At 60.6% G+C, this 13,399-nt stretch carries 9 protein-coding genes; 2 read left to right on the top strand and 7 right to left on the bottom strand.

Annotated elements, in window-relative coordinates; all coding sequences use genetic code 11:
* Position 1: 1 nt before the first annotated feature.
* The 4 genes from EJ079_RS33030 to EJ079_RS33010 all read right to left on the bottom strand — a co-directional run bounded on the left by EJ079_RS33030 (position 2) and on the right by EJ079_RS33010 (position 7,249).
* Positions 2-1,900: an ABC transporter substrate-binding protein gene (locus EJ079_RS33030; RefSeq protein ID WP_127395736.1), complete on the bottom strand. Its 1,899-nt coding sequence runs from the start codon at positions 1,898-1,900 to the stop codon at positions 2-4.
* A complete protein-coding gene (locus tag EJ079_RS33025) occupies positions 1,897-3,792 on the bottom strand; it encodes an ABC transporter ATP-binding protein (RefSeq protein ID WP_127395735.1) in 1,896 nt (631 codons plus the stop codon). Before EJ079_RS33025 ends, EJ079_RS33030 begins: the two co-directional genes overlap by 4 nt.
* 156 nt (positions 3,793-3,948) lie before the next feature.
* Positions 3,949-5,283 (bottom strand): adenylate/guanylate cyclase domain-containing protein, encoded by a 1,335-nt coding sequence (locus EJ079_RS33020; protein WP_127811228.1) that lies wholly within the window; start codon positions 5,281-5,283, stop codon positions 3,949-3,951.
* 802 nt (positions 5,284-6,085) lie between these two features.
* On the bottom strand, positions 6,086-7,249 hold the full coding sequence (locus EJ079_RS33010) for a DUF3095 domain-containing protein (protein WP_245463554.1): 1,164 nt from the start codon (positions 7,247-7,249) through the stop codon (positions 6,086-6,088).
* Positions 7,250-7,341: 92 nt separating this feature from the next.
* On the opposite strand from EJ079_RS33010, the gene EJ079_RS33005 reads away from it, so the two are divergent.
* Positions 7,342-8,430: a glycosyltransferase family 4 protein gene (locus EJ079_RS33005; RefSeq protein ID WP_127395733.1), complete on the top strand. Its 1,089-nt coding sequence runs from the start codon at positions 7,342-7,344 to the stop codon at positions 8,428-8,430.
* Positions 8,427-9,188: a polysaccharide deacetylase family protein gene (locus tag EJ079_RS33000; protein WP_127395732.1), complete on the top strand. Its 762-nt coding sequence runs from the start codon at positions 8,427-8,429 to the stop codon at positions 9,186-9,188. The genes EJ079_RS33005 and EJ079_RS33000 overlap by 4 nt, the downstream gene beginning before the upstream one ends.
* Position 9,189: 1 nt before the next feature.
* Here the strand turns inward: EJ079_RS33000 and EJ079_RS32995 are convergent, their stop codons facing one another.
* The 3 genes from EJ079_RS32995 to EJ079_RS32985 are packed head-to-tail and all read right to left on the bottom strand — an operon-like array spanning position 9,190 to position 13,263.
* Positions 9,190-10,044 (bottom strand): MBL fold metallo-hydrolase, encoded by an 855-nt coding sequence (locus tag EJ079_RS32995; protein WP_127811227.1) that lies wholly within the window; start codon positions 10,042-10,044, stop codon positions 9,190-9,192.
* Between the two features lie 23 nt (positions 10,045-10,067).
* Positions 10,068-10,514 carry a cyclic nucleotide-binding domain-containing protein gene (locus EJ079_RS32990; protein ID WP_127292062.1) on the bottom strand — a complete coding sequence of 149 codons (447 nt, stop codon included), beginning with the start codon at positions 10,512-10,514 and terminating at the stop codon, positions 10,068-10,070.
* 34 nt (positions 10,515-10,548) lie between these two features.
* Positions 10,549-13,263, bottom strand: coding sequence for an ABC transporter ATP-binding protein (locus tag EJ079_RS32985; RefSeq protein WP_127326884.1), 2,715 nt, complete (start codon positions 13,261-13,263; stop codon positions 10,549-10,551).
* Positions 13,264-13,399 lie beyond the last annotated feature (136 nt).

Genomic DNA, 13,399 nt, shown 5'->3' with positions numbered 1-13,399 from the left:
CTCAGGACTCTCCAAGCCAGAATGTATCCGGCATGTAGACACCGAAATAGGCGGTCGGATCGTAGCCGAAGAGCGCCTTGTCAGGCAGATTGCGCAGCCGTGAGGACACCAGAATCGGCTGATGCGTTCCGTTCACGGTCCCGATCGAAAACACCTGATCGGTGTAGATCGACAGCATCGAATTCCAGATTTCGGCGCGCTCTGTCGCTTCAGTCGATGCGTTCCAGCGCTTGAGCAAAGCCATCAACTCGATCACTTCAGGAAGATCGGGCGCCTCGCCCATCTTGCCGTGAGACAAGTAGTGAGCACCCCAGAGCGGCCATTGCAGTTGATCGTCGATGGTGGGGGCCAGCTGGCTCGGGTTCATGTCGGCGGTCGGCACGCCATTGTCGATGCCCGACCACATCGACATCATGATCTGGCCGCCAAGCGCGCGGCTGCGGAAGATGTCGCGCTGCGAAGTCCGGATGAACAGGGCGATGCCGATCTTTCGCCAGTGATCGGTGATGAGTTCGAGCGCGTCGGTTTCCAGTGTGCTTTCGCCGGCGGTTTCCACGATTATCTGGGCAGAGCGTCCATCGGGAAGTATCCGCAGGCCGTCATCGTCACGTGCCAGAAGCCCGACCTCGTCGAGCAGTGCATTGGCCTGCTCGGGATCATGGGCAACCCAAGCTTTAGCGAATTCCGGCCGGTAGAGCGGGCTCTCGGACAATACGGTATCGGCGCTTTCCTGCGCCAATCCGTAGAACACGGCCATATTGATCTCGCGCCTGTCCACGGCGAGCGAAAGTGCGCGGCGCACGCGCACGTCACGCAGAAGGCCACGCCACACCTGGTCGGCGCAATTCAGATTCGGCAGCAGCGCCAGCCGAGAACCCTGTGTACGTTTCCACAGGTGCATCTTCACCGGATAGCGCTTCTCCGCGTCTTTCAGGAAGGAGTAGTCGCTGAAGTCAATTCCCATGCATTGCAGGTCGCTCTCGCCCGCACCGGTCTTGGCGGAGATGATCGCCGATGAGCTGACATTCATGATGATCCGGTCAACATAGGGCAGTTGCCGGCCGTTCTCGTCTATTCGATGAAAGAACGGGTTGCGCTCGAAGATGAATTGCTCGGCCGGCGGCTTGGTCCGGTTCTGCCAGGGGTCGAGCGTCGGCAGTTCCGGGTTCTCCGGGCGATACTGCCGCGACATGCGGATATGCAGGAGCGTCCATTTCTGGGTCCGGTTCTCCTTCATCAGGCCGGCGAGCCGGAATGAATCCTGATATTTCTTGTGGAACTGCTTGAGATAGGCGGCCGGCAGGACAAGCGATAGCGGCGAAGCGGCAGCGAGCTTGGGCAGGAAGTCTGGATTGGGCGCATCCCAGCTGTAGCGGACCGTCAACGGATCGACGATCTCGAAGCGTGGCGGCTTGCCGTCCGCCAGCAGGGCGGGGGCGAGCCCGCCTTGCGAAAGCTCGTCGTTCAGCCAGACATCTTCCCAACAATAGCGAAAATCCTCCGGCGTCAGCAGGCTGCCGTCAGACCATTTGTGCCCTTCCCGTATCTTGAAGGTGAAGACGCGATCATCCGCCACGTCGAAACGCTCGAGAATGTCGGGTTGCATGTTGAGCTTTTCGTCATAGCCGACCAGGCGAGAATACCCGTAGATCGTCATCATCCGGATATCTTTCTGGCTGCCGATGATTGTCCGCAGCGTGCCGCCATACTGGCCGGGCAGCCGGCCCATTGCAGCGAGATTCAGCGCGCGCGGACTCTTGGGCAGGCGCTCAGCGAGTGTCGGCAGCGCCTTGACCGTCAGTTGTTGCCGAAGAAATTCCGGCTCCAGATCGCCGGCGCGCGACGTCCCTGGCAGAAATGCCGAAGCCATGAGACCAAGGACGGTGCGCCGGCTGATCAATGGCGTAACTCACTGATATCGGCCGAATGTCTCGCCAGCACGAGGTGGCCACCGCCAAGATCGAGTGGTGACAGCCTATCTTCGTCGCCCTCGTCGCGGAATTGCGGTCCCCATGCGCTGGTGTCGGAAGCTCCGCTGAGCTTCAGCGTCTTGAAATCCATCGGCCTGTCGAGATCGGGGAAAGGTACCGCGGCGACCAGGGAGCGCGTGTAGGGGTGGATTGGTTTTCTGAGCAGAATTTCGCGCGGCGCAAGCTCGACGATACGCCCGCCGCACATCACCGCGATGCGGTCTGCCATGTAGTCCACCACCGCCAGATTGTGGGATATGAACAGGTAGGTCAGGCCCAGTTCTTTTTGCAGGTCCTTCAGAAGATTCAGGATCTGCGCCTGGACAGAGACATCGAGCGCCGAAACCGGCTCGTCGCAGATCAGGAGTTCGGGCCCTAGCGCCAACGCACGCGCGATGCCGATGCGCTGACGTTGCCCGCCGGAGAAACTGTGCGGATAGCGCTTTATGAAGCGCGGATCGAGCCCGATTGCCTGCATCAGGCTCTTGACCGTGGCGAGTCGGGACGCCGCATTGCCACGTTGATGGATCTCCAGCGGCTCGCTCAAGATGTTCTCCACCGTCATGCGAGGTGAAAGCGACGAAACCGGGTCCTGGAAGACCATCTGGATTTTCGCGCGCAATATGCGCAGGGCATCTCCCTCTGCGCCCAGGACGTCGGTCGGTCCATCGCGGCCGTTGAAGATCACAGAACCGCCGCTGGGGGTGATGGCCCGCATGAGGATCTTGCTGACGGTTGTTTTGCCACAGCCGCTTTCGCCGACCAGACCCAGACACTCACCCCGCCTGATGTCGAAGCTCACGCCGTCCACGGCGCGAACAGAGGTTTGATGACCCCCGCTGAACCATCCGGACTTGCGGGTAGTGAAGGTCTTTGTCAGATCCCTCACCGAAAGCAGAATGTCCTCCGGCCCCTTCGATGCCGGCGCAGTCTGCTTGCCGAGCAGGTTCCCAACGTTCACCGGCACCTCGCGAAGCGCCTTTAGCCTTTCACCAGGCTTCAGGTCGAAATGCGGAACGGCTGCCATCAGGCCCTTCAGGTAAGGGTGGCCCGGCCGGCGGAATATCGCCTCGACAGGCCCCATTTCCATGATCTCGCCATGGTACATGACCACCACCTCGTCGGCGACATTGGCGACCACGCCGAGGTCGTGCGTGATCAGCAGCATCGCCATGTTCAGCTTGGTCTGAAGCCCGCGCAGCAATTGCAGGATTTGCGCCTGGATGGTGACGTCCAACGCCGTCGTCGGCTCGTCGGCGATCAACAAAGCAGGCCGGCAGATAAGCGCCATGGCGATCATGGCGCGTTGCCGCAATCCTCCCGAAAGTTCAAATGGATACATGTCGTAGGCGCGCTTGGGATTGGGAAATCCGACAAGGCCGAGCATTTCCTCGGTCCGCGCCTTGCGCTCCGCCCGAGCCATAGGCGTATGAATCTGCAAGGATTCGCTGACCTGGTTGCCGATCGTGTGCAGCGGCGACAGCGATGTCATCGGCTCCTGAAAGATTTTGCCGATGCGACTGCCTCTCAACGCCCGGATTTCGGTTCCGTCACGCTGCATCTGCAGGATATCCTGCGTCGTTCCGGGCTTTTCAGGATCAGAAAACAGGATACGGCCGCGAACATGGGCCGTATTCGGCAAAATGCCCATCACTGCCTGGCTGAGAACCGATTTTCCGGAACCGGACTCGCCCACAAGCGCGGTAACCTTGCCGGGCAGGACGCGAAGATTTGCGCGCCTGACGGCATGCAACGGTCCCCCGATCATGGCAAAAGAGATGCCAAGATCCTCGATCCGCAGCAGATCAATGCCCGAATTCATCCTCACACCAGCCCCACTCTGGCAGTCTGCCGGGCGGCAGACCCAAAAGCGAGACTAGCGTATTGCCAGCCTAGAGCAACTTGGATTCGAATCGAATTCCGCGACGGAACCGGCGACCGGGCTGCACACCAAGGCTTTCGGACCGGATCGTGTCGGTTACTGGAGCTTCCTCCGGTCGCTTGCCGACAACCGCGCGGCATCGCGATGAAGCAGCATGACCTGCTCGGCGTCCGATATCCGGTCGTGAATCGGCGCAGCGTCTTCATCGAGGGCGAGAGCACCCGACAAATCGGGTGAAAGCACCGTCAGCTTCTGCTTGATACCCGCCAGTTCCTCCGTGCCGAGCGTCAGCCAACTGTTGTCGCCGCAATAGCTGGCGAAGTCCTTGCTGGCGAGAACGCTGTGCGGATATTTCTTGGTCAGGGTCTGGAGACGCTGCACCTCGTTTACAGCCGAGCCGAAGACAGAGAATGTCAGCCGGTCGGTAAGCCCGACATTGCCGAACATCACATTGCCGACATGCAGGCCGATACCAAACTTTATGTCGCCCAGTCCCTGCTCCTTTCTGCGCAGATTGAGTTCCATCATGCGCGCGCTGGCCTTGTGCGCTGCCGCAAGAGCAGCCTGGCAGGCGATCTCGGACTGCGAGCGATGCCTTTCGCAGGGGTAGACGGCGATGAAGCCATCACCCAGGAAACTCATGATCTGCCCGCCTTTGCGATTGAAAGGCGCAGCGATGGCATCGAAAAACTGGTTCAGCGTATCGATGTAGATTTCGCGACCGGAGGTTTCGGCAAGCCTTGTCGACCCGCGCATATCGCCCATGACCAATGCGGCCCGGATTGTGTCACCCTCGCCGCGCTTGATCTGGCCGTCCAGCACACGCCTGCCGGCGTCGCCGCCAAGATAAGTGGTCATCATGTTGTCGGCGAGCTTGGTGAGCACCGCCATCTTGGTGGCGATAGCGAGATAGTTCTGGATCCGCAGTAGCGCCGAAATCATGCCGTCGCTGAAGCCAGACGCACTGTCGGTCGACCACGACCCCATCATGCCCTGGCTGGTATCGCCGTTGAAGGGGTGCACGAAAGCCATGTAATCGGTGACGCCCATACGCCTGAGGTCGTCGAAAACAGGAAACTCCGACCGCACCGACGGGTCAAGCCGGCGCCGCAGGTGGTCGAGCTTGTTGCTGAGCAGATGGTAATATGGGCTGGTCAGGAATCTGTCGGAATGAACGCCGTTCTCACTGCGGAAGCCTTCCACTTCCAGGCCCTGGCCGCGAAGCCAGGTAAAACCAAGCGCGTCATAAAGCGGATGAAGCATCGAAAAGCTCAAATGCACCCGCTTCAGCGGCAGGCCGGCAGCAGCCAGCCGTTCACAAAAGCCCTTTACCAATGTTTCCAGGTCGTTGCCCGCCAGCGCCGATTGGCTCAGCCAGTCGGCAACTTTATCCATGAGAATGGTGGAAATTTCTGCTTGCGCTGTGCTCATGCCATCTCAAACCCGTCGAAGACGAGCCATCTCCTTTGATCCGCCACACAATCGAAGTCAGTGAAGCCGGCTTCGGCGACGAAAGCCGGCGAAGAATTTCCTAAATAACTCCTTGCAGGAAGGAAGCAGGCGTAAAACAGCATCTATCACCTGGAACCCTATGTGGCGAGGCTTCCGGCGGAGTGCAATCTCGATCCTGACATCGGGCAAAGAATTCGCCGTCTCAGACACCGTCGGGCCTTCACCACTGTCTCTTGGGCACCCCGAGATGGCCAAAAAAATTGCGTGTGTCGACGATCAGAGGAGCGTGATCAGCGATCGCCTGATAGTCGATCGCGTCGTGGCCGGTTGCCACGACGACAGCATCGAATCCTTCGGGGCTTCCGGTGTTTCGTCAGCGGTGTCGGAACGCAGATTATGATGGCATCGCAGACGGCTAGTTCGACAAATCCGCAGTGGCGCGGAACCGCCCGGTCGGCAAGGGCTGTCGACGTCACTGCCTCAAGGAGGATTGGCCGTTGTTCAGGCTCTCGACCTTCCGGGTTTCGATGTCGAAGCCGGAAAACCGGGGACCCGGCGCGTGCGATCGCAACCGACAGCGGCAACCCAGCATAGCCAGCCCGATCACGCTGACATGCGCGGCGCGCCTCGAAATCCGGTTAAGAAGACGGTCATATCGTGAGGCGTCCAAAAAATCTGCTTTCCCGTCAATTCGGACAGGTTACCCGCTCCCATGGCGAGGCTCACCGGTGCCAAGAACCATGAGTGAGGGCATATTGCGGAACTCGAATTCCGCAAGCAGTCAGCAGACCTGCGCCTTCGCCTTCAGGCTTGCGGCAGCCATCGCGTAGCCGCCGGCGGCGCCATCGATGAAGTGAACGTGATCGCGCTGCAGCGGCGAGATGACGAGGCAGGTCATCAAGGCGGACTTCTGGCGGTGCAGGCCATAATTGCAGATGCCCGCTTCTTCCGCCTGCTTCAGCCGGTCTTGGATCCGATGCAGCACATCCGCGTCAACGTCGATGGTCATCTTCAAGCCGTCGTCGAACTTTCGGAAATCCGAATTGCTGGCCACCTCGCGTTTGTAGACCTTCGGATCGAAACGGCCAATCGTCCAGCCAAATCGATCGGTTGCAGCCGTAAGCGTCATCAGGAACACGATCCACAGCTTCGACCGCCACCGCCATCCTGCCGGGGCCATCGCCCGCGCCTCGACATCCAGGCCGGCGGGCAGCAGACTGTAGCCCGGGCCGTCCACCGGCACCGGGTGGCCATCGCGCTCCTGCCTGCCGGCGAGGGCGATGATGTCGGAAGCCAGAAACTGAAACCCGCGCAAGTCGCGCGACGCCCCCGGTGTGGCTATGATCGAGACGATTTCGCCATGCCGGGCCTCGATCGGGTTCCAACGGCAGGAGAGGCCGGTCAGATCCGGCCGCGCGCCGGCCGGCGCAGGATCGATGCGGTAGCGCCCCGCTTTCATCTCAGCTTCCGCCCAACTGCCGCCACCGCCGGCGAACATGGCATAGAAGGCCGCTTCGGAAGCCCGGAACCTCGCCACGCGAACGTCGAGGCCATGCGCCCTTATGTCCCCTATCGGCACGATCGCGGCGCGCAAGGTAAGGCCCAGTTCGTCCGCCACCCACCTTTGGACGGCCGCCAGCGCGTTGCGGGCAATCTCCAGCGCCGAGCCGGGAAACGCCACGAGCGCGCCGTCGCCGCCGAAGACAAAGGGGAGGTCTTGCCGACCCAGCGCATTGAGCAGCGCCGAAATGACGCTTGCGCCGGCCATATTGACGGTTTTATAGCGCCCCGCCTCGATCGCCTTGGTCGAGCCGACAATGTCGGCAGTGGCCAGCGCCCAGCCATCGGGGAGGGGCCGATAGTTATCGATGTCGGCAACGCTTTCGAACTTTGCGAAGACCGGCAAAGAAGCGACAAACGGGTCGGACGCGACAGCTGTTTCCATGGCCATTAGATAGCATATTCCACGGCTTGAAGGTGAAGTCGATTACGCTCGGAAATTGACTTGCGCAGGCTTTCCGGTGATAGGGTCGCGCGATGCGAATTGCCTTCTACGCGCCGCTGAAGTCACCCAATCATCCCGTTGTTTCCGGCGACCGCCAGATGGCACGGATGCTTGTCAAAGCGCTGGAGCACGGAGGGCATAGCGTCGAACTGGCATCTGAGTTGCGCTTCTATCTACGCCAGCCGGAGTCGAAAAGTTTCGAGGCACTAAAGATCGAGGCCGCAGAGGAAGCCGCGCGGCTGACCAAACTTTGGGGTCGTGACGGCAAGCCCGATCTCTGGTTCACCTACCATCCTTATTACAAGGCGCCCGACTTGATCGGGCCGGAGCTGGCGTCGGCCTTTGCTGTCCCCTATGTGACAGCGGAAGCCTCCTATTCCAGGCGACGCGAAGCCGGCTTGTGGGCCGATAGCCAAGCATTGGTGGCGCGAGCCATCGAACAGGCGGCGATGAACATCTGCTTCACCCAAAGGGATCGTCAGGGACTGGCGGATGCTATTCCCAAGGCCGCTTTCGGTATGCTTTCGCCCTTCATCGACACATCGGCATTCCGGGAAATCCCGGCACGGGGTTGTCCGACGCGCCTCATTACCGTCGCCATGATGCGCCCAGGCGACAAACTGGGCAGCTATCGCATGCTGGCGCAAGCGCTCGGCTTGATAGGTCACCTGCCCTGGACCATGTCGATCGTCGGAGACGGCCCAGCCCGCGACGAGGTCGAAGCGCAATTCGCCGACCTGCCCGCCGATCGTATCGAGTGGATTGGCTCGATCGAGCCAGCCGCCGTGCCGGATGTCCTTTACACCGGGGGAATCTATGTCTGGCCGGGTTATGGCGAGGCCTACGGCGTTGCCTATCTTGAAGCACAGGCCGCCGGCCTTCCGGTGGTGGCTCAGGACATCGCCGGCGTGCCGGAGGTCGTGCGGGATGGCCAGACCGGGTTTCTAACCCCGCCGGGCGATGTCGCGGCGTTCGCTTCCGCCATTGAAAGGCTTCTGGCCCGTGACGACGAAAGAACCATCATGGCCGCGGAAGCCAGGCGTTTCGTTCTCGAAGAACGTTCCCTCGGTGGCGCAGCTGCGCGTCTGGCCGGACTTATTGCGAAGGTCCCGGTCTCATGACGTCCGATCCGATCTGGCAGCCCTTGGTGGAAGAGCTGGCGCGCCTGCAACGGGCGGGCCGCAAGGCGGAGTTCTGGCTGCGCGACGACGACGCCGTGGATCCGACGCCTGCGCTTAATCGGCTGCTCGACCTCACCGGTGAATTCGCGGTTCCGGTCACTCTGGCCGTCATTCCGGCCCTGACCGACGCGAAGCTTGTCGCCCGGCTTGACGAGGCCCCGCATGCCACGGTCGCGATCCATGGCTGGGCGCACCGAAATCATGCGCCCGAGGACCAGAAAAAGCAGGAACTCGGCGCGCATCGGCCACGCGAGGCGGTGCTCGATGATCTGGCTCGCGGACTGTCGCGAGTAACCGGCCTGCACGGCGCACGTGCCGTTCCGATGCTGGTGCCGCCATGGAACAGGATCGACGCCGGCGTGGTATCCGACCTTGGATCGATAGGTTTTGCGGCCTTGTCAGTCTATGGGCCGCCGAAGCCGGCTTCATTGGCGGTCATCAACAGCAATGTCGACATCATGGATTGGCATGGCACGCGCGGCTGCCTCGATCATGGTCTATTGGTCCAGGCTATCATCGCACACTTGCAGCATGCATCCGACGGCGAGCCGATCGGCCTGCTCACCCACCATCTTGTACATGATGAATCGGCCTGGCTTTTCCTCGAACGATTGTTGACAGTCACCGCACAGGCTGAACCCTGTGCATGGCTTCCGATCAGGACATTGATCGGGCGCCGCGCGGGTAAAGGAAAATAGCTCAGCGCTTTCTGTGCGATGAGACCGGGAATTTGAGCATCTGGCCATCCCGCGCGGCAAAAGCGCCGGCAAACCTGTCCTTGGCCAGCTTCTCCATCTCGTCCAGTTGCTCGTCGGTGCGTGTCGGATCGTGGTGAAACAGCGCAAGCGCCCGTGCACCAGCAGCCTCACAGAGCTTGACGCCCTGTTGCCATGTCGAGTGCCCGTTACCGCGGCGGCGTTCCATTTCCTTCTCGGTGTAGGTGCAATCGTAAATGACGAGGTCGGCATCTTCGATCAGGTCGAGCACCGACTGATCGAGTTTGTCCGGCTCGTGCTCGGTGTCGGTGATCACCGCCACGACGCGGCCGCCCCATTCGATCCGGTAGCCTATGCAGCCTCCCGGATGGGCGAGACTGCCGGTCCGAACCACCACCCCTTCGCGCGGCCGAAGCACGTCTCCGGATACAAAATCGCGGCAGTCGAGATTTGCCTTGCAGACGTTCATTTTCACCGGAAACCACGGCGGCCGTATGAACTCATCGATAATCTGCCGGGTCGTCATGCGTCCTGCAAGATGCCCGGACCAAAGCGTAAGTTTGACGCTCGGGTCGAAGATAGGCGCAAAAGCCGGCAGCCCGATGATGTGATCGTAATGGCAATGGGTGAAAAGCAGGTCGAAATCGGTTACATCCGACGCCTGAAGCGCCCTACCGGCAGGCCGCAGGCCAGAGCCTGCGTCGAACAGAAGCGTATGCTTGCCGCATCGCATCTCAATGCAGATTGTGTTGCCGCCATAGCGAGCGAATTCTGGCCCGGATACAGCAATGCTGCCGCGCACGCCCCAAAATCTGACCAGGAAAAAATCGTCGTCCATGCTACCTTTCGCTCATCATAGCTCTAGGCGCTTCGTGCGTCGATCAGATCCGCGGTCGTATGGCTTAGCCGATCGGCAAGAACCCGCAATATCTCGATGGTCATTTCCGGGAACTCCTTCATAAGCCTCAGGAAATGATCCTTGCGGATTCTCAAGGCCTCCAGATCACTTGCCGCGCTGACGGTGGCAGTGCGGGAGCTGTTGCACAATATGGCGATCTCGCCGACGATCGAATTTGGCAGCAGTTCGGCAACCTTTATCGGCCCGCTGTCGGAATCGACCAGAATATCCGCCCTGCCTGAAAGGATGACATAGGCAGCGTCTGCCTCGTCGCCCTGCCGGAAAAGAATCTGGCCGGCGCTGTAATTCACGCGATCGGATGTGAACGCGAGCAGCTTGAGCTTTGCCGGCTCAATGCCGGAGAACAAGGGAACGCGTTGCAGCATTCCAACTTCATCCTTGAGCAGCATTGTCGCAAACCTTCCTAAATTCGCGTCTGCCAGACTATGACAGAAGTTCCTTGAAGATACCGTTCTCTGCCAAAAGTGTCTCGTGTGTACCGTCTTCCACCAATTGCCCCGAGTCAAAGACGATAACGCGATCGAACATCATCGCCATTGCCGGACTCGTCACGACCCACACAATTGCCGGCGAATGGCCGTCGCGTCTGGCTTCCTCGAGCACGTTTCGCAGCACCTTGTCCTGAACGCGCTGGTCGAGCGCCGACAGCGGCCGGTTGAGAATGAGAAAATCGGGACGCTTGAGCAGAGCCCGGGCAACATCGAGCTTCTGTCGCTGTCCGCTGGTCAGCCGCCTTCCACCGGCGCCGACGTTGAAGTCCAGGCCGACATCCAGAAGCTCGGCATAAAGCCCCAGCTCGTCAAGAATGTCATAGACGATGGAGCGTATGCGGTCCGGCGCGTCGGGATGGTTGTTTCCCACACGGCCGAACAGGACATTGTCCATGACGGTGGCCGCCGCAATGTATTTGGCAGGATCATACCGTTCGATCGCGTTGTGCAGCTCGGGCGGCAGGTTTTCATAGAACCGGTTGCGTGCGGCGACGATCTTGCTCATCAACTCGTCGGTCAGCAGGCCGAAGCGGTGCCGGGGCTCGATATAGGCAAAGCTCAAGGTGATGATCATGGCGCGGTCGGCCTCCGAAACCGCCTCGTAGGGGCGGTTCTTGAGCCGCTGCAGCAAGGTCTCGTAGGCGGGGATCTCCTCGGCGCTCATGAAGGCGAGCTGCTGGAAGAACTGGTGATCTGGCGGCAGGTCGGCAAACAGCTCGATCGCCTGTTCGGCGATCTCCATGCCCATCTCGTAGAGCGTGCTGTCGAGGCCGGCCTGCTTCAGCACGGAAGCAAAGTAGGGATTGGCCGCCAGAGCCTTGTCGGCCAGTTCGGGGCCGGCGGCGGCGCCGAAAAGCAGGTTCTGGCCGATCGTCGCTTCCGTGTTGTAAGCGCCCGGCTCGAAAGGAACCACCAGTTCGCGCAGCCCTTCCTGTTCGAGCCGGGTTCGCAGCGCTGCACGCAGTTCGACGATCCGCCCGGCGAGCTTCGTGTGACGCGTGAGGTCGGCCGAAGAGCGCAAGCCAAGATCCAGAATGTCGCGCGACAGAAGAACCGCGTCGAGCACCCGGCGCACCGCTTCAAAGAGGTCGTGCGGGCCGGTAGCACCGGCGGAAGCATAGTCGATCCAGTCGCTGTGGACGTCGAAATCCGGATTGCCCGACCGGCGCGCCTCGTCCATGTTCCAGCGCTGCTGGTCTGCCGCGGTGCCGTCATAAGTCACCGATGTCAGCGGTGCATGCTTCAACCCGTAGAGCAAGTTATCGCGCAGGCTTGCTTGGAACAGGAAAACATCCGACGAGGCGTAGGACATGCGCCGGCCGGTCACGGCTTCGGGGAGTTCAAGCAGGTCATCGGCGCCCGAAGCGACCTTTCCACTCTCTGGCCAGTTCAGCCGCGCGAAGGCTTCTGCTAGCGCCTCTGCTCCGCCTGTCGGGGTGCTGACCAGCGCCACCGTCTCAGCCGGCTTGACCTGCATGGAGACACGGTTGAGGAGCATTGCACCGCCATCGTCTGCCATGGACAGACCGACCGCCGACAGCGGGTTTGTCATCGGACCGGGATCGTCGATCGCCAGTGCCGCGATTCCCGGCGCAATGATATCCTCGACGGTGAACTGTTCAACGACCTGCTGATATTTGACCTGGACATCCTGCCGATCCTGATCCCAGTCGATCAGCTCCTTCATCGGTCCGGGCAGGTCCTTGTAGGCTCCGATCACCGCCACGAGCTGACCGACGTCCAGCCGGCCCCCTATGACCAGATACCCGCCGATCATGTAGAACAGAAAGGGCGTGAGCTGTGCGAGAAAATTGTTGAGGAACTTTACCATGAATTTCCATTGGTAAAGATCGAAGCGGATCTTGAAGATGAGCCCTAGCCTAGCAGCTATGTCGGCGCGCTCGTAGTTCGACGTGTCGTGGACGTGAACCGCGCCGATACCGTCGACGATTTCGCCAACCCGGCCGGAAAGCGCGCGCGCCGTCAACTGCCGTTGGCGCCCAAGCACGAGCAGCCGCCGCCGCATCCGCGGGATGAGTACGATCTGGATGATCACGATCACCATCGCTATCATTCCGAGCCAGACGTTCTGGACCATGATGAACAGCATGGCCGTCAGCGCCTGGCCGCCGAGCAGCACCGGCTGCAGGAAGGCATCGCCGATAAAGCCGCCCAGCGGCTCCACCTCATCCTTCACCATGGTCGCCACTTCGGCGGATTTCACCCGCTTGAAGTAAATCGGCGGAAACCGCAGCACACGATCGATCAGATCGAAGCGAATACGCCGCAGCATGCGTTCGCCGAGGCGGCCCTTGTAGGTGTTGATGTAGAGTTTGAACAGGCCGTTGATGACGACCAGCAAGAGGAACACAAGGCTCAGGGCAAGCAGCGTCTCCTTGCGGTCCAGCTGAAAACCGGAGAAGAACTGGACCTCGCCAATGAACGGCAGGTTATAGTGCAATTTCATGAAGGGCAGGGTCGCGCCGGGTTGCTCGAACCCCTTCCCCTGGATCGGGCCGTTGACGATCAGCTTCGGCAGGTCGAAGGACATGAAATATGGGATCATCGAAAGCAGGACGATCATCAATATCCAGATCTGCTGCTTCCGGGTGTGCGTCCAGATATAGCGGGCTAGGCTGGGTTCCATATGCGGCTGTCAGTTTGGAGGAAGCAGGCGGTGAAAGCACCTGCTGGCAAACGATGTATCGGCAATGTCTTCGCGGATGGACGCCGCTGGTCCGGACAGACGCAACCGGCCCCCTTCGTGACCGTGCAACGGCGAA

The organism is Mesorhizobium sp. M7A.F.Ce.TU.012.03.2.1 (genome assembly GCF_004006095.1).
Classification (GTDB): Bacteria; Pseudomonadota; Alphaproteobacteria; order Rhizobiales; family Rhizobiaceae; genus Mesorhizobium.
Note: the sequence above shows the minus strand (reverse complement) of the source record. Positions and strands in the feature narration are given on the sequence as shown.